This is a genomic window from Microbacterium sp. H1-D42 (genome assembly GCF_022637555.1).
In the GTDB taxonomy this organism is placed as follows: Bacteria; Actinomycetota; Actinomycetes; order Actinomycetales; family Microbacteriaceae; genus Microbacterium.
In genome coordinates, this window is record NZ_CP093342.1 from 1271365 (window position 1) to 1295558 (window position 24194).

Genomic DNA, 24194 nt, shown 5'->3' on the forward strand with positions numbered 1-24194 from the left:
ACCGTCACGAAGCCGCCGAAGGCGGGTGCTCGCCCTACGATGGGAAGGGTGACCTCCCTCGATGAGCTGCCCCTCCGCGATGATCTTCGCGGGCTCACTCCCTACGGCGCTCCGCAGGCCCCTCTGCCCGTCGCGCTGAACGTGAACGAGAACACTCATCCGGTTCCGGATGAGGTCGCCAGCGACATCCTCGACGACATCGCTCTCGCTCTGCGCGACGTCAACCGATACCCGGACCGCGAGTTCACGACGCTTCGCGAGGGATTCGCCGACTACCTCGGTCATGGCCTCACCGCCGAGCAGATCTGGGCCGGCAACGGCTCCAACGAGGTGCTGCAGCACATCATGCAGGCGTTCGCGGGTCCTGGGCGCACGGTGTTCGGATTCGCGCCGACGTACTCGATGTACCCGCTTATCGCCCAGGGCACCGGTGCACGCTGGGTCGCCGGCACGCGGGATGACGACTACACGCTCACCCCGCAGGATGCCGCCGCTCAGGTCGCCGCCGCCGACCCTGACGTCGTGCTGCTGTGCGCGCCCAACAATCCGACGGGCACGCCGCTCGGGCTCGACGTGATCGCCGCGGTGTACGAAGCAGCACGCGGTGTGGTGATCGTCGACGAGGCGTACTTCGAGTTCGCTCCACGCGACGCCGTCTCGGCGGTCACGGTGCTGCACGGCCGCCCGCGACTGGCGATCTCGCGCACCATGAGCAAGGCCTTCGCCTTCGCGGGTGCCAGGGTGGGATACCTCGCGGCCGACCCGGCATTCATCGACGCGCTGCGCCTCGTGCGCCTGCCCTACCACCTCAGCGCCCTGACCCAGGCGGCCGCCGTCGCGGCACTGCGCAACGCCGAGACCATGCTGCGCATGGTCGACGAGATCGTCGAGCAGCGCGATCGCATCTCCGCGACGCTGGAAGCGCTCGGCTACCTGCCGCACGAATCGTGGTCGAACTTCGTGCTGTTCGGCGGCGTCGATGACCCGCAGGCACTCTGGCGAGCCCTGTACGAGCGCGGAGTCCTCATCCGCGATGTCGGCATCCCCGGTCACCTCCGCGTCTCGGCGGGCACTGAGGCCGAGACCACTGCCTTTCTGGAAGCACTCGCGTCGATAGGATCACCCTCATGAGCGACCTCCGCCCCGTCAAGGGCAACGCACAGCACTCTCGGACTGCAAAGCGCACGCGCAGCACGTCGGAATCGACGGTCGAGGTCGAGGTGAACCTCGACGGCACCGGCCGCAGCGACATCGACACCTCCGTGCCGTTCTTCGACCACATGCTCACGGCCTTCGCGAAGCACTCGCTCACCGACCTCACCGTTCGCGCGAACGGTGACACCCAGATCGACGCGCACCACACCGTCGAGGACATCTCGATCGTGCTCGGACAGGCGATCCGTGAGGCTTTGGGCGACAAGGCCGGCATCTCCCGCTACGGCGATGCGCTCGTGCCGTTGGACGAAGCACTCGCGCAGGCGGTCGTCGACATCTCGGGGCGTCCGTTCCTGGTGCACGACGGCGAGCCTGCCGGTTTCGAATTCCACCTCATCGGCGGGCACTTCACCGGCTCGCTGGTGCGTCACGTCTTCGAGGCGATCACGTTCAACGCTGGGCTCACCGTGCACGTCCGGGTTCTCGGGGGTCGCGATCCGCACCACATCGCCGAGGCCGAGTTCAAGGCGTTCGCGCGTGCGTTCCGTCAGGCCAAGGCTGCCGACCCCCTGGTCGAGGGCATCCCGTCCACGAAGGGCGCGCTGTGAGCACTGCGCACGTCGCGGTCTTCGACTACGAGTCGGGCAACGTCCACTCCGCCGTCAAGGCGCTGGTCGCGGCCGGAGCCGACGTGGAGCTGACCCGTGATCGCGACCGGGCACTCGCCGCCGACGGTCTCGTGGTGCCGGGCGTCGGCGCATTCGCGGCCGTCCATGAGGCGTTGCGCGCCCATGGTGGCGATGAGATCATCGACCGGCGACTGGCCGGCGGGCGTCCCGTGCTGGGCATCTGCGTCGGCATGCAGGTGATGTTCGAGCGCGGCTTGGAGCGAGGGCAGAACACCGAGGGACTGGGGGAGTGGCCGGGCACGGTCACCGAGCTCGAAGCCCCGGTGCTGCCGCACATGGGCTGGAACACGGTCGAGCCTGGCGAAGGATCTGTGCTGTTCCGCGGCCTCGAGCACGAGCGCTTCTACTTCGTGCACTCGTTCGCCGCGAAGGAATGGGAGCTGGACGTGATCCCGCCGTTCCCGAAGCCTGCGGTCACGTACGCCACACACGGCGAGAGGTTCATCGCCGCCGTCGAGAACGGTCCGCTCTCCGCCACCCAGTTCCACCCCGAGAAGTCCGGCGATGCTGGCATCCGACTGCTGCGCAACTGGGTCGAATCCCTCTGACGCTGCAACAGGGTTTGAGGACTGCGCCGCCGCCGACTACTCTCAACTCTCGTGCCACTGTGGCCGCTCTCGTGCCCATCCGGGCCCACATACCCCCTTCTCCAAGGACGTCATGAACGATTTCGCACAGTCACCTTCTCTGATCCTGCTGCCTGCCGTGGACGTCGCGGGCGGAAAGGCGGTGCGACTCACCCAGGGCGAGGCGGGCACCGAGACCAACTACGGCGACCCTGTTGACGCGGCGGGTGAGTTCGTCGACGCCGGAGCGCAGTGGATCCACCTCGTCGATCTCGATGCGGCGTTCGGTCGCGGCAGCAATTCGGCGATCCTGCGCAAGGTCATCAAGCAGTACCGCGGAGTGAACGTCGAGGTCTCCGGTGGCATCCGCGACGACGCCAGCCTCGAGGCGGCCCTCGAGTCGGGCGCATCCCGCATCAACCTCGGCACCGCGGCCCTCGAGAACCCCGAGTGGGCGGCGGATGTGATCAGCCGCTACGGCGAGGCGATCGCCGTCGGACTCGATGTGCGCGGCACGACCCTCGCGGCTCGTGGCTGGACCGAAGAGGGCGGCGACATCTGGGAGGTGCTGGAGCGCCTCGAAGAGGCCGGCTGCAGCCGCTACGTCGTCACTGACGTCACCAAGGACGGCACGCTGCGCGGCCCGAACCTCGACCTGCTGCGCGAGATCACCTCGCGCACGCCCAAGCCTGTGATCGCCTCCGGCGGCGTGGCCACGCTGGACGACATCGCGGCGCTGCGCGAGCTGGTGCCGCTCGGCGTCGAGGGTGCCATCGTCGGCAAGGCGCTCTACGCCGGACAGTTCACGCTGGCCGAGGCACTGGACGTTGCAGGGGACTGAGGACATCAGCGCGCACGACGACGCCCACCACGCCAACACGGGCGACTCAGCCGGCGTCCCATGGGAGGGGCGCAGCTTCGAGCCGAACGCGAACGCTTCGGATGACGGCTCGGCCGACCCTGCCCTGCTGGCGGCGCTGCTGCGCTTCCGCGCCGGCGACGGGTCTCAGGCCGAGGTCGTCGAGGCGTTCCGCAGTGCCCGCGTACTGGTGCCGCTGGTCGCCGAGAAGGGCGATGAGGGCATCGGCCCCACCGGCTTGAAGGTCGACAAGACGCAGGAGCTGTCGATCGTCACGGTCGCAGCCCCGGACGGACGGCGAGTGCAGCCGGTGTTCTCGTCGGTCGACACGATGCGGCGATGGGATCCGCTGGCGCGCCCGATCCCGGTCGAAGCCGTGCGCGTGGCGCTGTCGGCGTCGAGCGAGGAGACCGACCTGATCGTGCTGGATCCGGCATCCGACACCGAGTTCGTGCTGCGTCGCCCTGCGGTGTGGGCGATCGCACAGGACCAGGCTTGGGAGCCGAGCTTCCTCTCGCCCGAGGTCTTCGCGGCGCTGCGCGAGAGCATCGCGCACGAGCTGGCCGTGATCGACGTGGTGGTCGCGGCGGGGGATTCGGATGCCCGCATGCGCGGTCCCGAGCTGATCGTCACTCTGGAGCTCATCGACGGCCTCGAGCGCGCGACGCTGGATGCTGTGCTCGCGCGCCTCGCGCAGCGCTGGTCGGCTGATGATCGCATGGCCGTGCTCGTGGACTCGCTGACCGTGAAGCTCACCCGCTCCGAGGGCTGATCGCCCCGCACTTCACGCACGTCACGGGCCAGATAGGGTCGGGGCATGCGCAGATTCGTCGCGGTGCTCGGACTCGCTGCTGCGGGGATGCTGGTGACGTCGTGCGGTGCGGATCCGATGATCGATGGCGACGTGTGCCCGGCGATCGGCTACATCACCGTCCTCGAGGTGGACGCCGGAGCGATTCCGGCTGCTGCCTGGGTGCAGCTCTGCGACGGGGCGGTCTGCTCGCCGGATCCCGGCAAGGCGACGGGGACCGCCGAGCAGATCGGGGCCGTCGAACGGAACGGCGTCTGGACGTTCTCATTCCACGGACGTGCACCGGTCGAGACCGCGAACATCCGCGTCACGGACGATAGGGGTGCGCTCCTCGACGAATCGGAGCACGACATCGACTGGATCCACTCCACGGCCCGCTGCGGCGGCCCGTCGACCGCGGATCCCGTGGTGCTGACCCCCTAGGCTCGAGGGATGCTGCCGTCGGTCGCGCTCCACTTCCATCCGGATTGGCCCTTCCAGGATCGGACGGTCATCGAGGCGATGGCGGATGCCGGCCGATATCGCTCGCAGTTCGAGACAGGCACCTCGAACGGGGGCCTGACCGCGCAGGCGGGCGGCGATCGCTGGCAGTGGGAGAGTCGTCTTTTCGGTGGGCGGTACGACGGCGGCCCGAAAGCGGAGCGACCGCTGTACGGGGCGCTCCGGCTGGATGACCCGTACGGTCCTGCGACGCGGTTCGGGTCAGCGCATCTGCGGCTTCGTCCCGAAGTCACCGCTCGCACGACGTTCTGCTATCCGGACTCGGTGTTCGAGCCGGACGGTGTCGTCGAGATCGTCGGCGCGGACGCGCTCGTGGAGCGGATGCTGGCTGACCGATTCGATCTGCTGGACCGCTACGTCGAGGCGCACGTGCACGGAGGCATCCGCTTCGCGGAGGATATCGACGCCATCGTGCTTGACCCGTGCTTCGCAGGCACGTCCATCGAGCGAGCAGCTGCACGGCTGGGCTGCGCAGTCGAGTTCCACCCCGGGTTCCGGGTCGTCACGGAGCTGCTGGATGACGACTATCGGGGTGTCGCGCCTGCCGAGCTGGCGCGATCATTGGCATCCGATCTCGCGCCCGACGTGATCGGCGAGGCCGCGCGCTCAGCACGGCACGATCCTCAGACTCTCAAACGGGTCTGGCACCTGCTGGCGCGCTTCGGCCGCGTGATCGACGCCTAGTTGACCGGGCCGGTCCACTTCTCGCCTGGGCCCTTGCCGATCGGGTCGGGGATGGGGGAGGCCTCGCGGAACGCGAGCTGCAGCGAACGCAGTCCGTCGCGCAGCGGGCTGGCGTGCGCGCTGCTGACCTCAGGGGCTCCGGCCGTGATGAGACCCGCCAGGGCGTTGATCAGCTTGCGCGCCTCGTCGAGGTCGAGCTGGTTCTCGGGGTCGTCGGCGAGTCCGAGCTTGACGGCGGCCGCGCTCATCAGATGAACGGCGGTCGTGGTGATCACTTCGACGGCCGGCACATCGGCGATGTCGCGTGTCGCCGCGGTCGCGGCCTCTTCCTGCCGCGCCCAGTTCTCGTGGCGGTCGTCATGGCGGTGGTCGTCGGCAGGAATCGTCACTTCGGCATGCTTTCTGTTAGACTTCTGCGGGCTCCGGAGTGTCATGCTCCGGAACGAAAGAGGATTCAATCCCACCCGCGCTTGCCGTTCAAGGCTACCGGGTTCTGCGCCCCGCCGGCTTCCGGTGGAATGGGTGCAACAAGCCGGTGCTTCCAATGCGTCGGCGGGTGGGGAGAACTCCGACTTCGCTCGGGATGCCGACAGCATTCCGATGGCCGAAATCCACGTCTAAGGAGCTCCGCATCAGCGATCCCCGTACCAATGAGCGCATCCGCGTCCCCGAGGTCCGCCTCGTCGGCCCCGCGGGTGAGCAGATCGGTGTTGTCCGCATCGAGGCAGCGCTGCGTCTGGCCCAGGAAGCCGATCTCGACCTCGTCGAGGTGGCACCCAACTCCAAGCCGCCCGTGGTCAAGATCATGGACTACGGCAAGTTCAAGTACGAGGCCGCGCAGAAGGCGAAGGAAGCACGTCGCAACCAGGCGAACACCATCCTCAAGGAGGTGCGCTTCCGCCTGAAGATCGAGGCTCACGACTACACGACCAAGCTCAAGCGCGCCGAGGGCTTCCTCAAGGCCGGTGACAAGGTCAAGGCCATGATCCTGTTCCGCGGTCGCGAGCAGTCGCGTCCCGAGCAGGGCGTTCGCCTGCTGCGCAAGTTCGCCGAGGACGTCGCCGAGTTCGGCACTGTCGAGTCGAACCCGACGATCGACGGACGCAACATGGTCATGGTCGTCGCTCCGCTCAAGAACAAGTCCGAGGCCAAGGCTGAGCAGAACGCTGTGCGCTCTGCGAACAAGCAGGCTGCGCGCGACGCGAAGTCCACGTCGACCGACGCCGAGTCGAACGACGAATCCGCCGCATAGCGGCCCCCAGTCTCCCGCTCCCGAGCGGGTACCCACCGTCGCCCGCCAGGGCGCCACACGAAGGAAGAGAAGATGCCGAAGCAGAAGACCCACTCGGGTGCGAAGAAGCGCTTCAAGATCACCGGCAGCGGAAAGCTGAAGAAGCAGCAGGCCGGTATGCGCCACAACCTCGAGCACAAGTCGAGCCGTCGCACGCGCCGCCTGAACCAGGACCAGGTCCTCTCGAAGGCCGACACCAAGGTCGCCAACAAGCTTCTCGGCCGCGGCTGAGCCCGACGCAAGCACGAATAGGAATACACGAAAATGGCTAGAGTCAAGCGCGCGGTAAACGCGCACAAGAAGCGTCGCGTCATCCTGGAACGCGCCTCGGGTTACCGTGGCCAGCGTTCGCGCCTGTACCGCAAGGCGAAGGAGCAGGTCACCCACTCGCTCGTCTACGCGTACCGTGACCGTCGCAAGCGCAAGGGCGACTTCCGTCGTCTGTGGATCCAGCGCATCAACGCCGCTGCCCGCCAGAACGGCATCACGTACAACCGCTTCATGCAGGGCCTCGGCCTCGCCGGCGTGCAGGTCGACCGCCGCATGCTCGCCGAGCTCGCCGTGACCGACGCCGGTGCGTTCGCGTCGCTGGTCGAGACCGCGAAGAAGGCTCTTCCCTCGGACGTCAACGCTCCGAAGGCCGCTGCCTGATCTTCTGCTGATCACAGACGGGCGTCTCCCTCCGGGGAGGCGCCCGTTTCGCGTTCCGGAAGCACGCGGGTGACGCCGATAGACTGACCTCGTGCTGGAGAATCCTCGCTCGCCCCGTGTCCGTGCCGTCGCCAAGCTGTCCAAGCGCAGCGCGAGGGTCGAGACCGGTCTGTTCCTGCTCGAAGGTCCCCAGGCGGTCCGTGAGGCGCTGCGGTATCTGCCGGAGGCCATCGAAGAGCTGTACGCGACCCCCACGACGTGGGAGCGCTACGCCGACATCCGTGATTTCGCCGCCTCCGTCGACCTCGAGGTCGAGTTCGTGACGGAGGACGTGCTCGCCGCGATGGCCGACACTGTCACCCCGCAGGGACTGATCGCCGTCGCCAGGCAGACGCCGACCGCGGTGAAGGACATCTTCGCGGCATCCCCCCGCCTCATCGCGATCTGCGAAGAGGTGCGCGACCCAGGCAACCTCGGCACGATCATCCGCGCCGCGGATGCGTCGGGGGCGGATGCTGTCGTGCTGACCGGCCGCACGGTCGATCCTTACAACCCCAAGGTGGTGCGCTCCACGACCGGATCGCTGTTCCACCTGCCGATCTCGGTCGGCGGCGACCTCGACGACGTCATCACCCGTGCGCACGCGGCCGGACTCCAGGTGGTCGCCGCCGATGTGAAGGGTGACGACCTGCTGGCGGCGCGCGCAGAAGGTGCGCTCGCCCGCCCCACCGCTTGGCTGTTCGGAAACGAGGCCAGGGGTCTCGAGCCCGAAGCGCTCGAGCTTGCCGACCGCGCGCTCAGGCTGCCGATCTTCGGGCGCGCAGAGTCGCTGAACCTCGCGACGGCCGCGAGCGTGTGCCTGTACGAGAGCGCATTCGCGCAGCGCGCCGACGCCTGAGCCTGTGCCGTCGTCGGTCCGGCACGGTCACGAATCGGTAAAGTCCCCGGCGCGCCCGCATGCCTGACGCCTGTCGGCTCTACAGTTGACGACATGGCAGAGAGCACTGACGCCCTCGTGGTGGTCGACAACGTCCAGAAGCACTACGGAGATTTCCAGGCGCTGAAAGACATCAACCTCACCGTCAAGAAGGGTGAGGTCGTCGTCGTCATCGGGCCCTCCGGTTCCGGAAAGTCCACGCTCTGCCGCACGATCAATCGACTCGAGACGATCACGAGCGGCGAGATCCGCATCGACGGCAAGACACTGCCCGCTGAGGGCAAGGGGCTGGCCAACCTCCGTGCCGAGGTCGGCATGGTCTTCCAGTCCTTCAACCTCTTCGCCCATCTGACGATCCTTGAGAACGTCACTCTCGGCCCGATCAAGGTGCGTGGGCTGAAGAAGGCGGATGCTGAGAAGGAGGCCATGGCGCTCCTGGAGCGCGTGGGAGTCGCTCAGCAGGCATCCAAGCTCCCCGCTCAGCTCTCGGGCGGACAGCAGCAGCGCGTCGCCATCGCGCGTGCCCTCGCCATGCGCCCGAAGGTGATGCTCTTCGACGAGCCGACCAGCGCCCTTGACCCCGAGATGATCAACGAGGTCCTCGATGTGATGGTCGGTCTCGCGAAAGAGGGCATGACGATGATCGTCGTCACGCACGAGATGGGCTTCGCACGCAAGGCAGCGAACCGCGTGGTCTTCATGGCCGACGGCCAGATCGTCGAAGAGGCGACCCCAGAGGAGTTCTTCACCAATCCGAAGAGCAACCGCGCCAAGGACTTCCTCTCGAAGCTCCTCACCCACTGATTTTCCCTTCCCACATCCCCAAAAGGAGACGAACATGCGACGTACACGCACACTGGCAGGCCTCGGCATCGCAACCGTGGCGCTGCTCGCACTGACCGCCTGCAACAGCGGCACCCCCTCCGACCCCGGCGGCGACGCCGGCGGTGATGACTCGAGCGGCTCGTCGACTCCGTGGACGGTCGCCAAGGACGTCAAGCTCGACGGCAGCCCCACGTTCGATGCCATGAAGGAGCGCGACGGCGTGGTCATCGGCGTCAAGGAGGACCAGCCTGGTCTCGGCTACCTCGACGTGACCACCGGTGAGCGCACTGGCTTCGACGTCGACATCGCCCGCTGGATCGCCGCATCGCTCGGTTTCGACGAGAAGCAGATCGAGTTCAAGCCGATCGCGTCGGCGAACCGCGAGCAGTCGATCGTGAACGGTGACATCGACTACTACGTCGGCACCTACTCGATCAATGACAAGCGCAAGGAGCAGATCGACTTCGCTGGTCCCTACTTCATCACCGGTCAGGGTCTTCTGGTCGCGAAGGACGCGCCTGAGGCCGACAAGCTCGAGGACTTCAACGGCAAGACCGTCTGCTCGGCCACCGGCTCCACGCCGATCCAGAACATCAAGGCGAACTTCCCCGAGATCAAGACGCAGGAGTACGACCTGTACTCGGCCTGTGTCGAGGACCTGATCAGCGGCAAGGTCGACGCGGTCACCACCGACCAGGCGATCCTGATCGGCTACGCGGCCCAGTACCCTGACGACGTCAAGGTGACCGGCGGTCTGTTCACCGAAGAGCGCTACGGCGTCGGCCTGCCCAAGGGCGATGACGCGCTGCGCGCCCACATCAACACCCTGTTCACCGACGGCGGCGACATCTGGCAGCAGATCTTCGACAACAACCTCGGCGACTCGGGGATCAAGGTCGAGCAGCCCGCGGTCGACGCGTACTGAGTGACATGTGCGGGGGTGGGCGTCCGGCCTGCCCCCGCACCCATCATCCGACGGAGGAATGAGACGACGTGGACGTCATCTTCGGCAACCTCGACCTGTGGAGCGAGGCGCTCACCAACACGCTGATGGTCTTCGTGTTCGGCGGCATCATCGCACTGGTGCTCGGCATCATCGTCGGCGCCATGCGCGTCTCGCCGGTGCCCATCGCCCGTGCGGTCGGCACCGTCTACGTCAACCTCGTGCGCAACACCCCGCTCACGCTGGTCTTCTTCTTCTTCGTCTTCGGCTACCCCCAACTCGGGCTGCCGGACATGTCGAACACCGTCCTCGGCATCCTCGCGATCGGCATCTACACCGCGACCTACGTCGCTGAGGTGCTGCGGGCCGGCATCAACACCGTGCCAGTCGGCCAGGCCGAGGCCGCCCGCGCGATCGGCCTGCCGTTCGGGCAGGTCATGACGCTGATCATCATGCCGCAGGCGTTCCGATCCGTCGTGCCTCCGATGATGAGCGTGTTCATCGCGCTGCTGAAGAACACGACGGTCGCCGCAGGCTTCGCGATCTCCGAGCTCGCGGCACTGCGCGCAACGATCAACGATGCCCCTGGCCGCCCAGGCAACCCGATGGAGGTCCTGCTCTGGGTCGCGGTCGTCTTCGTCGCCCTGGTGCTGCTGATGAGCTGGGGCCAGCGAACGCTCGAGAACAAGTGGAGGATCGCGCGATGACTTCCGTCCTGTACGACGTCCCAGGGCCCCGCGCGATCGCGCGCAACCGGATCCTCGCCGTGATCACCGTGGTGCTGGTCGTCGCCGTGATCGGCTTCATGGTCTACCGGCTGTGGGAGTCCGGCCAGTTCGAGGCCTCGAAGTGGCGCGTGTTCACCTTCACTGCCGTGTGGATGGGCATTCTCAAGGCACTGGGCAACACACTGGCCGCCTTCGCGCTGGCCGCCGTTCTCAGCATCGTGCTCGGTCTCGTGCTGGCCGTCGGTCGGCTCTCCGACCACGCCTGGGTGCGCATCCCCGTCACCTGGATCACCGAGTTGCTGCGCGCGATCCCCGTGCTCGTGCTGATGATGCTGCTGTACTACGGCCTGCCGGTCGTCGGGGTCAGGATGGATCCCTACTGGGCAGTCGTGCTCGCACTGATGGCGTACAACGGCTCTGTGCTCGCCGAGGTCTTCCGTGCCGGCATCGAGGCGCTGCCGAGCGGCCAGAAGGAGGCCGGCTACGCGATCGGTCTGCGCAAGAACGGCGTCATGCGCCTCATCCTCTTCCCGCAGGCGGTCCGCGCGATGCTGCCCGTCATCGTCGCCCAACTCGTGGTGACCATGAAGGACACCGCACTCGGCTTCATCATCACCTACCCAGAGCTGCTGTACTACGCCAAGCTGCTCAGCTCGCAGCAGGGCCGGCCGATCCTGCAGTCCGCTTTCGTCATCGGCGGCATCTACATCGTGATGTGTCTGATCCTGTCGGGCATCGCGAAGTGGATCGAGGTCAAGACCCGCCACTCCGCGAAGCTGACGGCCTACACGGCGGCCGGCGGCGAGGCAGATCCGAGGATCCACGAGGGCTCCACGGTCACCGAGGTGATCGCGGCGCAGAAGTCGCTAGGCAAGTTCGATTCCCAGGGGATGTGATCAGGCGGGGCGGGTCATCCCGCCCCGGTAGACTCTCATCTCGTGTCTGACGTTCCCGAAATCACTCCAGAAGCGGTCGAGGCCGCAGTCGTCGCGGCGCTGGCCGCGATCACTGCATCGGCCGACACCGCGCAGCTGAAGGCCGCCCGCGCCGAGCACGTGGCAGAGGGCTCGCCCCTCGCCGTGCTGAACGCGTCGATGCGCCAGGTCGCCCCCGAGCACAAGGCCGCGTTCGGCAAGCTCATCGGGCAGGGGAGAGGCCGCGTGACGCAGGCACTCGCCGCCAAGGAGGCCGAGCTCGCCGAAGCCGAGACCGCAGCGCGACTCGAGGCGGAGCGGGTCGACATCACGGCGCTCGCATCGCGCTCGCGCGTCGGCGCCAGGCATCCGCTCCCGCTCCTGCAGGAGCAGATCAGCGACATCTTCGTCGGCATGGGCTGGGAGATCGCAGAGGGACCGGAGCTCGAGCACGAGTGGTTCAACTTCGATGCCCTGAACTTCGACGAGGACCACCCGGCGCGTCAGGAGCAAGACACCTTCTACGTCGACCCCACCTCGCGCCACCTCGTGATGCGCACGCACACCAGCCCCGTGCAGGTGCGCTCGATGCTCGACCGTGAGGTGCCGATCTACGTGCTGTGTCCCGGCCGGGTCTACCGCACCGACGAGTTCGATGCGACGCACCTGCCGGTGTTCACCCAGGTCGAGGGCCTGGTCGTCGACAAGGGCATCACGATGGCCCACCTGAAGGGAACGCTCGACCACCTCGCGCGCCAGCTCTTCGGCTCCGAGGCCAAGACGCGCCTGCGGACCAACTACTTCCCGTTCACCGAGCCCTCCGCGGAGTTCGATCTGTGGCATCCGACCTTCAAGGGCGGCGCGCAGTGGATCGAATGGGGCGGCTGCGGCATGGTCAATCCCAACGTGCTTCGGGCGGCGGGCATCGACCCCGAGGTGTACAGCGGGTTCGCCTTCGGCATCGGCGTCGAGCGCGCCCTGATGTTCCGCAGCGATGTGAAGGACATGCGCGACATGGCCGAGGGTGATGTGCGCTTCAGCGAGCAGTTCGGGATGGTGGTGTGATGCGCGTTCCGCTTTCGTGGCTGCGTGAATACGTCGAGGTGGCCGCAGACGCCACTCCGGAGGACGTTCTCGCGTCGTTCGTGTCGGTCGGCTTCGAAGAGGAGGACATCCACCGCTTCGAGATCACTGGCCCGGTCGTGGTCGGTCAGGTGCTCTCCATCGAGCCCGAGCCGCAGAAGAACGGCAAGACGATCAACTGGTGCCAGGTCGATGTCGGCGCAGCGAACGGCGGCGTGCGAGGCATCGTCTGCGGTGCGCACAACTTCGTCGTCGGCGACAAGGTCGTGGTCTCCCTGCCGGGGGCTGTGCTGCCCGGCCCGTTCCCGATCGCGGCACGCAAGACGTACGGTCACGTCTCGGACGGCATGATCGCCTCGGCCCGCGAGCTCGGCCTCGGCGACGAGCATGACGGAATCATCGTGCTCTCGACGCTGGGTCTTGACCCTGAGGTCGGATCGGATGCCATCGAGCTGCTGCACCTGGACGACATCGCCGTCGAGGTGAACGTCACCCCTGATCGCGGCTACGCGTTCTCGCTGCGCGGGCTCGCGCGCGAGTACTCGCACGCCACGGGTGCGGCCTTCCGCGACCCCGCCGAGCGCGATTTCGCCGAGCTTCAGCCGGGTTCCGGCTTCTCGATCAGCGTCGATGACCGCAGCCCGATCCGCGGCAACATCGGTGCGCGCGAGTTCGTCGCCCGCGTGGTCCGCGGCGTCGACCCGTCCCGCCAGACTCCGCCGTGGATGATCGCGCGGCTGGCACTCGCCGGGATGCGCTCGCTCGGCGTTCTCATCGACATCACCAACTACGTCATGCTTGAGCTCGGCAACCCCGTGCACGGCTACGATCTCGACAAGCTCAACGGCGGCATCGTCGTGCGGCGCGCGAACGAAGGCGAGCGGATGACGACGCTCGATGGTCAGGATCGAGCCCTGCACACCGATGACCTGCTCATCACCGACGGCTCGGGTGCGATCGGACTGGCCGGCGTCATGGGCGGCGGCACCACCGAGATGAGCGACACGACCCGCAATGTGCTGGTCGAGGCGGCCAGCTTCGACCCGATCACGATCGCGCGCTCCGCACGTCGGCACAAGCTGCCGAGCGAAGCGTCCAAGCGCTTCGAGCGCGGCACCGACCCGCTGATCCCCTTCGTCGCGGCACGCCGCGTGGCCGACCTGATGGTAGAGCTCGCCGGTGGCACGCTGACCGATGAGGGCGGCGCGCTGTACGCCGACGTCGAGATCGCCGGCATCGACCTGCCGCGTGGCTTCACGCAGGGCGTCATCGGCGTGGACTACACCGACGACGAGGTCGTCGGTGCGCTGCAGACGATCGGTGCCGAAGTCGACGCCGCTGCTGATGGCGACGGTGGCTGGCTCGTCATCCCGCCGAGCTGGCGCCCCGACCTCACCGACAAGTGGACTCTTGTCGAAGAGGTGGCTCGCATCCACGGACTCGACCGCATCCCGTCGGTGCTGCCGACTCCGCCGTCCGGCCGTGGATACACGGCGCTGCAGCAGGGGCGCAAGCGCGTGGCGGATGCCCTCGCAGCTTCCGGCCTCGTCGAGACGCCGTCCTTCCCGTTCACATCCGAGGAGCTCAACGACCTGCACGGCTCCGCGTCGGGTGAGCACCTGCCCAGCATCCGCCTGGCGAACGCGCTTGACGGACAGGCGCCGTTCCTGCGCCGCTCGCTGCTGCCCGCCCTGGTGCAGACCGCGCACCGCAACATCTCCCGCGGTCTGGTCGACCTCGGCGTCTTCGAGATCGGCTCGGTCTTCACCCCAGAGCCCGGCGTCGAGTACGGCACCGACTTCATCCCGCCCCTAGGGCAGCGCCCGAGCGACGAGACGCTTGCCGAACTGAACGCGGCGATCCCGCCGCAGCCGCGTCACGTGGCCGTGCTGCTCGCCGGCAACATCACGCCGCGCCAGCCGGGTCGCTCCGCGGAGCACGTCGACCTGTCGGACGCTCTGGATGCGGTTCGAGTGATCGGCGTCGCCGCCGGCGCCGCGATCGACGTGACGCAGACGCAGCGTGCGGCCCTGCACCCGGGACGCGCCGGTTCGCTGAGCGTGCGCGGTGAGCAGATCGGATTCGTCGGCGAACTGCACCCGCAGGTCTCGGCAGACGCCGACCTTCTTGGCCGCGTGATCGTCGTCGAGCTCGACCTCGACCGCCTGCTGACGCTGGCGGGGGAGCGTGTCGTCGCCGAATCGCTGTCGACGTTCCCTGCGGCCACGCAGGACGTCTCGCTCGTCGTCGGCGTCGAGGTCCCGGCATCCGAGGTCCGCGCCGCTCTGATCGAGGGTGCAGGAGACCTGCTCGAATCGGCTCGACTCGTCGACGACTACCGCGGCGAAGGTCTGGACGAGGGCAAGAAGAGCCTCAGCTACGCGCTGCGATTCCGGGCATCCGATCGCACCCTCACGGCCGCAGAGGCGACCGAGGCGAAGCTCGCCGGTGTCGCCGTCGCGACCGAGCGCTTCGGCGCCGGCATCCGCGACTGAGCGCACGCCGGGTCATGGGAACGGGCCACTAGGCTCGTTCCCATGACCGACGGCGCCTGGTTGCGTTCCCTGCCGAGTCTGGCCGGCGTCGCGCCGGCATTCGATCCGGTTGGCCTCCCGGCCGATCCCGTCGCGCTGTTCGACGCGTGGCTCGCGGATGCTGTCGCGCTCGGCGTCCCCGAACCGCACGCCATGACCTTGGCGACGGTCGATGCGGACGGGGTTCCGGATGCCCGCACGCTGATCCTCAAGGGCGTCAGCGAACGGGGCTGGGCGTTCGCGGGCCATCGCACTTCTGCCAAAGGGCGACAGCTCGCGGCGAACCCCGCCGCCGCGCTGAGCTTCTGGTGGCAGCCGATCGTGCGCGCCGTCCGGGTGCGCGGGCGTGTCGAGCCGGCATCCGACGCCGAGAGCGCGGCCGATCTCGCGGCGCGCTCCGCCGCGGCCCGCTCGGGGATCGAGCCTGGGGAGTGGATGCTGTGGCGTGTCGTCCCGGAGCGGGTGGAGTTCTGGCAGGGCAGGCCGGACCGTGACCACGTGCGGGTCGTGTACCGCCGTGACGTGGACGGCTGGAACCATGACGTGCTGCGGGCGGAGTCCGCGGCCGAGGAGGAGGCACGACGATGAGCGACTACCAGGTGACCCGGATCGGCGCGCCGGAGCAGTGGCGCGACTTCCACGGCGGTTTCGATGAGACCCGCGCGCGCGACGGTCGGCGCGTCATCGACCACGAGCTGACCATGCAGTACATCGGGATGACGGCGAACGCGCTGGTGCCAGGCGAGGAGGCCGGGTACTGGCACGTGCACGAGAAGATCGAGGAGATGTACGTCTTCCTCGCCGGTCGTGGCCAGATGGGCCTGGATGACGACGTCGTGGATGTCGAGGCCGGCACCGTCGTGCGCGTCGGGCAAGGCGTCTGGCGCACCTGGCGTGCGGCACCGGACAGCCAAAGCGAGCTGCGCTGGCTGTGCATCCGCGCCGGCGGTGAGCAACTGCCGCACATGCCGGACGACAGCAGGCGCGGCCCCGATCGCCCGATGCCCTGGTGAGACGCCGCGGCGCTCCGCCGTCAGCGGAATCGCTTGCGCGCCGCGCCGGATGCCGATGGCATTGATCTCATGACTCAGGTGCTCGTGCTCGGCGGAACAGGGTGGCTCTCGGGACGGATCGCGCGGCGCTGGCGCGATGCCGGCGCCCAGGTCACATGCCTGGCGCGGGGAGAGCGACCGTCCCCGAACGGCACGCTGCTGCTGCGCGGCGATCGCGATGACACGCAGGTCTTCGATGACCTGCGCCTCAGGCAGTGGGATGAGGTCGTCGACGTCTCATCACGGGCTGACCATGTGCAGGCCGCGGTCGCCGCCCTCGGGCCGGTCGCCGGCCGCTGGACGTACATCTCGTCGCTGTCGGTGTACTCCGACGACGTCACGGTCGGCGGTGACGAGTCCGCACCGCGTCATGCGCCGGCGCAGCCGGGCGATGAGTACGAGTACGGCGCGCAGAAGGTCGCTGCCGAAGACGCCGTGCAGACACTCGGCGACCGCGCGGCGATCATCCGGCCAGGGCTGATCGTCGGTGCGGGCGACGGCAGTGACCGATTCGGCTACTGGGCGGCGGCGTTCGCGCGCGCAGGGGATGGGCCAGTGCTGCTGCCGCCGACGGAGGGCGCGTCCACGCAGGTGATCGACGTCGAGGACGTCGCGGACTTCGCGCTGATCGCACCTGCCGGCCGCGCCGTGAACGCCATCGGCGACCAGCATCCGCTCGGCGAGGTGCTGCAGGCCATCCGCACTGCCGCCGGGCACACCGGCGAGGTCGTCACCGTCAGCGCCGAGCGGCTGCTCGAGCAGGACGTCAACCACTGGATGGGGGAGCGGTCTCTGCCGCTCTGGCTGCCAGACGACATGCCCGGCTTCATGACCCACAGCAACGCCGCGTACCGCGCAGCGGGCGGAGAGCTGCGCCCGCTCGAGGACACGATCGCCGACGTGCTCGCCGACGAGCGGGAGCGCGGCGTCGATCGCGAGCGTCGGTCGGGACTGAGCCGCGCAGAGGAACTCGCGCTGCTGGGCTGACCATCCTCGATTTGCGGATGCCGGCGGCGAGCCGATAACCTCGCGGCATGCCTTCGGCCCAGCACCTGCTCTCGACGCGCGCTCCGCGTGTCGCTGTGCTGCGCCGACGCCGCGCCGGCCGCCGACTCTAGGCGACCCCGCGCAGCCTGTGCCGTCGTGGCATGAGGTCGGATGCCGGGTCGCCGCCCCGGCCAGGCCCGTCATCGGGCGCACACCGACCGTTAAGGTAGAAGCATGACGTATACCGTCGCCGTCTCCGGCGCATCCGGCTATGCGGGGGGCGAGATCCTGCGGCTCCTCGCAGCCCATCCGGACATCGACATCCGCACAGTGACCGCGCACTCGACCGCCGGCCAGCTGCTCGCAGAGCACCAGCCGCACCTGCGCTCGCTTGCACACCTCGAACTGCAGCCCACCACTCCCGAGATCCTCGCGGGGCACGACATCGTCTTCCTCGCACTGCCGCACGGCCAATCGGGGAAGTACACCGATGCGCTCGGCGACACCCCGCTCGTCATCGACGCGGGTGCGGATCACCGCCTCACCTCACAGGACGCCTGGGATGCCTTCTACGGCGGCCACTTCCACGAGCCATGGGCGTACGGCGTCCCGGAGCTGCTCGTGAACGGCGGCAAGCAGCGCGACAGCCTGCGCGGCGCGACCCGCATCGCGGCCCCTGGATGCAACGCGTCGACGGTCAGCCTGAGCCTGGCCCCCGGCGTCGCGGCCGGAGTCATCGACCCGTCCGACATCGTCACGATGCTGGCCGTCGGGCCCTCCGGCGCGGGCAAGAGCCTCAAGCCGCACCTGCTCGGCAGCGAACTCCTCGGCACCGCCAATCCGTATGCGGTCGGCGGCACGCACCGGCACATCCCTGAGATCCGGCAGGCGCTCGCCGCGGCCGGCGGAGTGCCGGCCGATGGCATCCGCATCTCCTTCACTCCAGTGCTCGTGCCGATGGCGCGGGGCATCCTCGCCACCTCCACCGCACCGATCGCGGAGGGCATCACCGACGCCCAGATCCGTGATGCCTGGCAGAGCGCCTACGGCGACGAGAAGTTCGTGCAGCTGCTGCCCGAGGGGTCGTACCCCCGCACCGCAGACGTGCTCGGCGCCAACACCGCACTGCTGGGCCTCGCGATCGATCGCGAGGCGAACCGCGTCACGGTCGTCACGGCGGTCGACAACCTCGTCAAGGGCACTGCCGGTGCCGCCATCCAGTCCATGAACCTCGCGCTCGGCCTTCCAGAGGACCGCGCACTCACTGTGAACGGAGTAGCGCCGTGAGCGTCACCGCACCCCAGGGCTTCGAGGCGGCAGGCGTCGCTGCGGGGCTGAAGTCCACCGGCAAGCCCGATGTCGCCGTCGTCGTCAACCGCGGCCCCCGCAAGGTCGGTGCGGCCGTCTTCACCACGAACCGCGCCAAGGCGAATCCGATCCTGTGGTCGGAGAAGGTGATCGCTGATCGCGTCGTCGAGGCGATCGTGCTGAACTCCGGCGGTGCGAACTGCTTCACCGGCTCGTTCGGGTTCCAGACCAGCCACCTCACCGCCGAGAAGGCGGCCGAACTGCTGCAGGTCAGTGCCGGCGACGTGCTCGTCTGCTCCACCGGCCTGATCGGCACCGGCGACGAGGTGTTCCGCGGCAAGGTGCTCGACGGCGTCGAGCGCGGCATCGCAGCGCTCAGCGCCGAAGGCGGGCAGTCAGCAGCCGAGGCGATCATGACGACAGACACCGTCGCGAAGACGGCCACGGTCGCGCGAGACGGATGGACGATCGGCGGCATGGCCAAGGGCGCAGGCATGCTCGCGCCAGGCCTGGCGACGATGCTCGTCGTGCTCACCACCGATGCGGATCTCGACGCGGCGGAAGCGGATGCTGTGCTGCGCCGCGCCACCGGCGTCACCTTCGACCGGCTCGACTCCGACGGATGCATGTCGACGAACGATCAGGTCACACTGCTCGCGAACGGTGCCAGTGGCATCCGTCCCGACCTGGACGACTTCGCCGCCGCTCTCACCGCGCTCAGCCGCGAGCTCGCCGAGAAGCTGCAGCAGGACGCCGAGGGCGCAAGCCACGACATCACCATCGAGGTGAAGAACGCCGCGACCGAGATCGATGCGGTCGAGGTGGGACGCTCTGTCGCGCGGAACAACCTGTTCAAGGCCGCCATCTTCGGCAACGACCCGAACTGGGGCCGCGTGCTCGCGGCGATCGGCACCACCACGGCCGAGTTCGACCCCTACGACGTCGACGTGTCGATGAACGGCGTGCGCGTGTGCAGCGCCGGCGGCCCAGACCGTCCCCGCGAAGAAGTCGACCTCACCCCGCGCGCGACGCACCTCGAGATCGACCTGAAGTCCGGCGACGCGACCGCCACGATCCTCACCAACGACCTGACCCACGACTACGTGCACGAGAACAGCGCCTACGCCTCATGACAGACCTTCAGGACACCGCCCCAGAGGAAGCCGCCGACAAGGCAGCCACCCTCATCGAATCGCTGCCTTGGCTGAAGAGGTTCCGCGACCAGATCGTCGTCGTCAAGTACGGCGGCAACGCGATGGTGAGCGACGAGCTACAGGAGGCCTTCGCACAGGACATCGCCTACCTGCGCTACGTCGGCGTGCAGCCAGTGGTCGTGCACGGCGGCGGCCCGCAGATCTCCAACATGCTCGACCGCCTCGCGATCCCCAGTGAGTTCAAGGGCGGTTATCGGGTCACCAACACCGAGGCGATCAGCGTCGTGCGCATGGTGCTCACCGGGCAGGTCAACCCGACCCTGGTGGCGAAGATCAACTCGCACGGTCCGATCGCGACCGGCCTGAGCGGCGAGGACGCCGGCCTGTTCGGCGGCCGCCGTCGCGGCGTGGTCATCGACGGCGAAGAGGTCGATCTCGGCCGGGTGGGCGACGTCGTACAGGTCGATCCGACCCCGGTGGTCGATCACCTGGCAGCAGGACGCATCCCCGTGGTCTCGTCGATCGCGCCCGACCTGGATCATCCAGGTCAGTCGCTGAACGTCAACGCGGATGCCGCCGCGGCAGCATTGGCGATCGCACTCGGCGCCCGCAAGCTGGTCATCCTCACCGATGTCGCCGGCCTCTATGCGGACTGGCCGAACCGCGACTCACTGGTCTCGCACATCACGTCGACGGATCTCACGCAGATGCTGCCGAAGCTGGAATCGGGCATGATCCCGAAGATGCGCGCGTGCCTCGACGCCGTCGAGGGCGGAGTGGATGCTGCCGCCATCATCGACGGGCGAGTGCCGCACTCGGTGCTCGTCGAACTGTTCACCAGCAAGGGAATCGGCACGGAAGTCGTCGCCGGAGGGGCGGTCACCGCATGACGAACTGGAATGACGACGCCTCGCGCGACCTGATGAGCCTCGGCGGGCGGCTCGCGCTGCTCACGCACGGTGAGGGCTCGTGGGTCTGGGATGCCGATGAGAACCGCTACCTGGACTTCCTCGGCGGCATCGCCGTGAACTGTCTCGGGCATGCGCACCCCGTGTTCGTCGAGGCCGTCTCGACGCAGGCAGCCACCCTCTCGCACGTGTCGAACTACTTCGCCACCCCCGCGCAGCTCGAGATCGCCGCGCGGCTGAAGCGCCTGGCCGGCACCGGTGAGAAGGGCCGCGTGTTCCTCGCGAACTCGGGCACCGAGGCGAACGAGATGGCGATCAAGCTCGCCCGTCTGCACGGCGCCCGGTTCGCCGAGGCGGATGGGGCCGGCCGCACCCGCATCCTCGTCGTGGAAGGCGCCTTCCACGGCCGCACCATGGGCGCGCTGTCGCTCACGCCGAAGGCGGCTTATCGCGACCCGTTCCTGCCGGCCGTGCCGGATGTCGTCACCGTCGAGCGCTCACTCGAGAGCCTCGAGGCCGCCTTCGCCGAGGGTGGCATCGCCGCGATGATCGTCGAGCCGATCCAGGGTGAGGCCGGTGTCGTCGAGCTGCCAGAAGGCTTCCTCGCACGAGCGCGGGCACTGACGACCGAGAACGACGCGCTGCTCATCCTCGACGAGGTGCAGACCGGCTCAGGGCGCACCGGCGAGTGGTTCGCGTTCCAGCGCGAGGGCGTGATCCCTGATGCCGTCACGCTCGCCAAGAGCATCGGCGCCGGCTTCCCGCTCGGAGCCCTGATCACCTTCGCCGGTGCGAGTGACCTGTTCTACCCCGGCACGCACAACTCGACGTTCGGAGGCAACCCACTGGCCAGTGCGGTGGCCAACGCCGTCCTCGGCTTCATCGAGGACGAGCACGTGCTCGACAACGTCAATGCCCGCGGCGCCGAGCTGCGCGCCGGCGTCGAGGGCCTGCCACTGGTCACCGGCACAACCGGGGCGGGTCTGCTCATCGGCATCCGACTGTCTGCGCCCGTCGCCGCCGAGGTGAGGGCGGCCGCCCACGAACGCGGCCTCATCATCAACGCGCCCACCACCGATGTCATCCGCATCGCCCCCGCCTACACGATCGGCGACGCCGAGGTGGCGGAGTTCCTCACCCTGTTCGGCGCGGCGCTTGCCGACGTCGCCGCATCCGCTTCCACTCAGGAGAACCACGCATGACCCGCCACCTGCTTCGCGACGACGATCTGACCCGTGCCGAGCAGACCGAGATCCTCGATCTCGCGCTCGAGCTGAAGAAGGACCGCTGGGCCAACAAGGCTCTCGCAGGCCCGCAGACCGTCGCGGTGATCTTCGACAAGTCCTCCACCCGCACGCGGGTCTCGTTCGCCGTCGGCATCGCCGACCTCGGCGGCTCGCCACTGATCATCTCGACCGCCAACAGCCAGCTCGGCGGCAAGGAGACCCCCTCCGACACCGCCCGCGTGCTGGAGCGCCAGGTCGCCGCGATCGTCTGGCGCACATACGCGCAGTCGGGTATCGAGGAGATGGCGCGCGGCACTCGGGTGCCGGTCATCAATGCGCTCTCGGATGACTTCCATCCGTGCCAGCTGCTCGCCGACCTGCTCACGATCCGTGAGCACAAGGGCGAACTCGCCGGGCTCACTCTGACCTTCTTCGGCGACGGCCGCAGCAACATGGCGCACTCGTACCTGCTCGCCGGTGTCACCGCCGGGATGCACGTGCGCATCACCTCGCCTGCGGCCTACGCACCGCGCCCCGACGTCGTCGCCGCCGCCGAGGTGCGCGCAGCCGAGACCGGTGGATCGGTCACCCTGCTCAGCGACCCGCGCGAGGCGGCGCTCGGCGCTGACGTCGTCGTCACCGACACGTGGGTGTCGATGGGCAAGGAGGAGGAGAAGATCGTCCGCCTGCGCGAACTCGGCGGATACAAGGTCACCACCGAGATCATGTCGCTGGCCGACCCCGATGCGATCTTCATCCACTGCCTTCCCGCCGACCGCGGCTACGAGGTCGACTCCGAGGTCATCGATGGTCCGCAGAGCGTGGTCTGGGACGAGGCCGAGAACCGACTGCACGCGCAGAAGGCGCTGCTGGTCTGGCTGCTCGACAAGCAGGAGCAGGACGCATGATGGCTGACGCACACGGCACGAACGAGGGTGCTCTCTGGGGCGCCCGCTTCGCCGGAGGGCCCTCGCCCGAACTCGCCGAGCTGAGTCGCTCCACGCATTTCGACTGGATCCTCGCGCCCTACGACATCGCGGGCTCGCATGCGCACGCCACGGCCCTGGAGGCTGCCGGGTATCTGCAGGCCGACGAGGCCCGCATCATGCACGAGGGGCTCGACGCGCTCGCCGCGAAGTACGCCGAAGGCACCCTGCTGCCCGACCCGGGTGATGAGGACGTGCACGGTGCCCTCGAGAAGGCGCTCATCGCCGAGGTCGGTGCTGAGGTGGGCGGGCGCCTGCGCGCCGGCCGCAGCCGCAATGACCAGATCGCCACGCTCGTGCGGATGTATCTCATCGACCACGCGCGTGTGATCGCCCGCGACCTGCTGCGCGTGATCGATGCACTCGTCGCACAGGCCGAGGCGCATCCGGATGCCATCCTGCCTGGGCGCACCCATCTGCAGCACGCACAGCCGGTGCTGCTCGCCCACCACCTGCAGGCACACGCCTGGCCGCTGGTGCGCGAACTCGAGCGTCTCGTCGACTGGCGTGTCCGCGCCGGTGTCTCGCCGTACGGCGGGGGAGCGCTGGCCGGCTCCACGCTCGGGCTCGACCCGGCGCTGGTCGCCCGCGAACTGGGCCTCGACCGCCCGGCCGAGAACTCGCTCGATGGCACCTCGGCCCGCGACGTGGTCGCGGAGTTCGCGTTCATCGCGGCGATGACTGGCATTGATCTGTCCCGGCTCAGCGAGGAGATCATCCTCTGGAACACGCGTGAGTTCGGCTTCGTCACACTGGATGACGCGTACTCGACGGGGTCGAGCATCATGCCGCAGAAGAAGAACCCCGATATCGCCGAGCTCGCACGCGGCAAGTCCGGGCGACTCATCGGCAACCTGTCGGGGCTCCTGGCGACGCTCAAGGGGCTGCCGCTCGCGTACAACCGCGATCTGCAGGAGGACAAGGAGCCGGTCTTCGACTCGGTGCAGACTCTCGAGGTGGTGCTGCCGGCGTTCGCGGGCATGATCGCCACGCTGCGCTTCGACACCGCGCGGATGGCCGAACTCGCACCGCAGGGCTTTTCGCTCGCGACCGACGTCGCCGAGTGGCTCGTCAAGCAGCGCGTGCCGTTCCGGGATGCGCACGAGATCTCCGGTGCGCTGGTGCGCGCCTGCGAGGAGCGCGGCATGGGCCTCGAGGATGCTGATGATGAGCTGCTGGCATCCGTGTCGCCGCATCTGACTCCCGAGGTGCGCGGAGTGCTCTCGATCGAGGGGTCGGTCGCGTCGCGTGCCGGCGTCGGAGGCACCGCTCCGGTGCGGGTGGGGGAGCAGCGCGCCGAGCTGGTCGCGCGGGCGCAGGCCGCCGCGCACGCGCTCGGGCTCTGAGCCCACGCAGACTCCTCGAATATTCGAGGTTTATAACCATATAACGCATATTTTGT

Annotated in this window: 27 protein-coding genes; 26 read left to right on the plus strand and 1 reads right to left on the minus strand. The window is 68.3% G+C overall.

Annotated elements, in window-relative coordinates; translation table 11 throughout:
• Nucleotides 1–39: 39 nt before the first annotated feature.
• The 7 genes from MNR00_RS06015 to MNR00_RS06045 all read left to right on the plus strand — a co-directional run bounded on the left by MNR00_RS06015 (nucleotide 40) and on the right by MNR00_RS06045 (nucleotide 5265).
• A complete protein-coding gene (locus MNR00_RS06015; RefSeq protein WP_241928254.1) occupies nucleotides 40–1131 on the plus strand; it encodes a histidinol-phosphate transaminase in 1092 nt (363 codons plus the stop codon).
• On the plus strand, nucleotides 1128–1763 hold the full coding sequence (hisB, locus tag MNR00_RS06020; RefSeq protein WP_241928255.1) for an imidazoleglycerol-phosphate dehydratase HisB: 636 nt from the start codon (nucleotides 1128–1130) through the stop codon (nucleotides 1761–1763). Before MNR00_RS06015 ends, hisB begins: the two co-directional genes overlap by 4 nt.
• Nucleotides 1760–2392 carry an imidazole glycerol phosphate synthase subunit HisH gene (gene hisH, locus MNR00_RS06025; protein ID WP_241928256.1) on the plus strand — a complete coding sequence of 211 codons (633 nt, stop codon included), beginning with the start codon at nucleotides 1760–1762 and terminating at the stop codon, nucleotides 2390–2392. Before hisB ends, hisH begins: the two co-directional genes overlap by 4 nt.
• A 112-nt stretch (nucleotides 2393–2504) precedes the next feature.
• Nucleotides 2505–3251, plus strand: a complete 747-nt coding sequence (gene priA, locus MNR00_RS06030; RefSeq protein ID WP_241928257.1) for a bifunctional 1-(5-phosphoribosyl)-5-((5-phosphoribosylamino)methylideneamino)imidazole-4-carboxamide isomerase/phosphoribosylanthranilate isomerase PriA — start codon at nucleotides 2505–2507, stop codon at nucleotides 3249–3251.
• Entirely contained in the window at nucleotides 3238–4041 is an 804-nt protein-coding gene (locus MNR00_RS06035; RefSeq protein ID WP_241928258.1) for an SseB family protein, read from the plus strand. The genes priA and MNR00_RS06035 overlap by 14 nt, the downstream gene beginning before the upstream one ends.
• A 45-nt stretch (nucleotides 4042–4086) precedes the next feature.
• Nucleotides 4087–4503, plus strand: coding sequence for a hypothetical protein (locus tag MNR00_RS06040; RefSeq protein WP_241928259.1), 417 nt, complete (start codon nucleotides 4087–4089; stop codon nucleotides 4501–4503).
• Nucleotides 4504–4512: 9 nt separating this feature from the next.
• Nucleotides 4513–5265, plus strand: a complete 753-nt coding sequence (locus MNR00_RS06045) for a DUF3626 domain-containing protein (RefSeq protein WP_241928260.1) — start codon at nucleotides 4513–4515, stop codon at nucleotides 5263–5265.
• Here the strand turns inward: MNR00_RS06045 and MNR00_RS06050 are convergent.
• Nucleotides 5262–5654, minus strand: a complete 393-nt coding sequence (locus MNR00_RS06050; protein WP_241928261.1) for a DUF1844 domain-containing protein — start codon at nucleotides 5652–5654, stop codon at nucleotides 5262–5264. The two genes, MNR00_RS06045 and MNR00_RS06050, sit on opposite strands and share 4 nt — an antisense overlap.
• 194 nt (nucleotides 5655–5848) lie before the next feature.
• On the opposite strand from MNR00_RS06050, the gene infC reads away from it, so the two are divergent.
• The 19 genes from infC to argH all read left to right on the plus strand — a co-directional run bounded on the left by infC (nucleotide 5849) and on the right by argH (nucleotide 24138).
• The gene (gene infC / locus MNR00_RS06055; protein WP_241928262.1) at nucleotides 5849–6517 is read left to right on the plus strand and encodes a translation initiation factor IF-3; all 669 of its coding nucleotides are present in this window, start codon (nucleotides 5849–5851) and stop codon (nucleotides 6515–6517) included.
• 72 nt (nucleotides 6518–6589) lie between these two features.
• Nucleotides 6590–6787 (plus strand): 50S ribosomal protein L35, encoded by a 198-nt coding sequence (gene rpmI / locus MNR00_RS06060; protein WP_087133207.1) that lies wholly within the window; start codon nucleotides 6590–6592, stop codon nucleotides 6785–6787.
• Between the two features lie 33 nt (nucleotides 6788–6820).
• Nucleotides 6821–7207 (plus strand): 50S ribosomal protein L20, encoded by a 387-nt coding sequence (gene rplT, locus MNR00_RS06065; RefSeq protein ID WP_241928263.1) that lies wholly within the window; start codon nucleotides 6821–6823, stop codon nucleotides 7205–7207.
• A 91-nt stretch (nucleotides 7208–7298) separates the two neighbouring features.
• Nucleotides 7299–8105, plus strand: coding sequence for an RNA methyltransferase (locus tag MNR00_RS06070; protein WP_241928264.1), 807 nt, complete (start codon nucleotides 7299–7301; stop codon nucleotides 8103–8105).
• A 93-nt stretch (nucleotides 8106–8198) separates the two neighbouring features.
• Nucleotides 8199–8948, plus strand: a complete 750-nt coding sequence (locus MNR00_RS06075; RefSeq protein WP_241928265.1) for an amino acid ABC transporter ATP-binding protein — start codon at nucleotides 8199–8201, stop codon at nucleotides 8946–8948.
• A 34-nt stretch (nucleotides 8949–8982) separates the two neighbouring features.
• Nucleotides 8983–9894, plus strand: coding sequence for a glutamate ABC transporter substrate-binding protein (locus MNR00_RS06080; protein WP_241928266.1), 912 nt, complete (start codon nucleotides 8983–8985; stop codon nucleotides 9892–9894).
• Nucleotides 9895–9962: 68 nt separating this feature from the next.
• Nucleotides 9963–10619, plus strand: a complete 657-nt coding sequence (locus MNR00_RS06085) for an amino acid ABC transporter permease (protein WP_241928267.1) — start codon at nucleotides 9963–9965, stop codon at nucleotides 10617–10619.
• On the plus strand, nucleotides 10616–11536 hold the full coding sequence (locus MNR00_RS06090; protein WP_241928268.1) for an amino acid ABC transporter permease: 921 nt from the start codon (nucleotides 10616–10618) through the stop codon (nucleotides 11534–11536). Before MNR00_RS06085 ends, MNR00_RS06090 begins: the two co-directional genes overlap by 4 nt.
• 42 nt (nucleotides 11537–11578) lie before the next feature.
• Nucleotides 11579–12619: a phenylalanine--tRNA ligase subunit alpha gene (pheS, locus tag MNR00_RS06095; RefSeq protein WP_241928269.1), complete on the plus strand. Its 1041-nt coding sequence runs from the start codon at nucleotides 11579–11581 to the stop codon at nucleotides 12617–12619.
• A complete protein-coding gene (gene pheT, locus MNR00_RS06100) occupies nucleotides 12619–15132 on the plus strand; it encodes a phenylalanine--tRNA ligase subunit beta (protein WP_241928270.1) in 2514 nt (837 codons plus the stop codon). The genes pheS and pheT overlap by 1 nt, the downstream gene beginning before the upstream one ends.
• 42 nt (nucleotides 15133–15174) lie before the next feature.
• Entirely contained in the window at nucleotides 15175–15759 is a 585-nt protein-coding gene (locus MNR00_RS06105; protein WP_241928271.1) for a pyridoxamine 5'-phosphate oxidase family protein, read from the plus strand.
• Nucleotides 15756–16184 (plus strand): cupin domain-containing protein, encoded by a 429-nt coding sequence (locus tag MNR00_RS06110; RefSeq protein ID WP_241928272.1) that lies wholly within the window; start codon nucleotides 15756–15758, stop codon nucleotides 16182–16184. The genes MNR00_RS06105 and MNR00_RS06110 overlap by 4 nt, the downstream gene beginning before the upstream one ends.
• A 69-nt stretch (nucleotides 16185–16253) precedes the next feature.
• Nucleotides 16254–17210: an NAD-dependent epimerase/dehydratase family protein gene (locus tag MNR00_RS06115; protein ID WP_241928273.1), complete on the plus strand. Its 957-nt coding sequence runs from the start codon at nucleotides 16254–16256 to the stop codon at nucleotides 17208–17210.
• A 234-nt stretch (nucleotides 17211–17444) separates the two neighbouring features.
• A complete protein-coding gene (gene argC, locus MNR00_RS06120; protein ID WP_241928274.1) occupies nucleotides 17445–18497 on the plus strand; it encodes an N-acetyl-gamma-glutamyl-phosphate reductase in 1053 nt (350 codons plus the stop codon).
• Nucleotides 18494–19651 carry a bifunctional glutamate N-acetyltransferase/amino-acid acetyltransferase ArgJ gene (argJ, locus tag MNR00_RS06125; RefSeq protein ID WP_241928275.1) on the plus strand — a complete coding sequence of 386 codons (1158 nt, stop codon included), beginning with the start codon at nucleotides 18494–18496 and terminating at the stop codon, nucleotides 19649–19651. The genes argC and argJ overlap by 4 nt, the downstream gene beginning before the upstream one ends.
• The gene (argB, locus tag MNR00_RS06130; RefSeq protein ID WP_241928276.1) at nucleotides 19648–20562 is read left to right on the plus strand and encodes an acetylglutamate kinase; all 915 of its coding nucleotides are present in this window, start codon (nucleotides 19648–19650) and stop codon (nucleotides 20560–20562) included. The genes argJ and argB overlap by 4 nt, the downstream gene beginning before the upstream one ends.
• On the plus strand, nucleotides 20559–21782 hold the full coding sequence (locus MNR00_RS06135; RefSeq protein ID WP_241928277.1) for an acetylornithine transaminase: 1224 nt from the start codon (nucleotides 20559–20561) through the stop codon (nucleotides 21780–21782). The genes argB and MNR00_RS06135 overlap by 4 nt, the downstream gene beginning before the upstream one ends.
• The gene (gene argF, locus MNR00_RS06140; protein ID WP_241928278.1) at nucleotides 21779–22714 is read left to right on the plus strand and encodes an ornithine carbamoyltransferase; all 936 of its coding nucleotides are present in this window, start codon (nucleotides 21779–21781) and stop codon (nucleotides 22712–22714) included. Before MNR00_RS06135 ends, argF begins: the two co-directional genes overlap by 4 nt.
• The gene (gene argH / locus MNR00_RS06145) at nucleotides 22714–24138 is read left to right on the plus strand and encodes an argininosuccinate lyase (protein WP_241928772.1); all 1425 of its coding nucleotides are present in this window, start codon (nucleotides 22714–22716) and stop codon (nucleotides 24136–24138) included. Before argF ends, argH begins: the two co-directional genes overlap by 1 nt.
• Nucleotides 24139–24194: the final 56 nt, after the last annotated feature.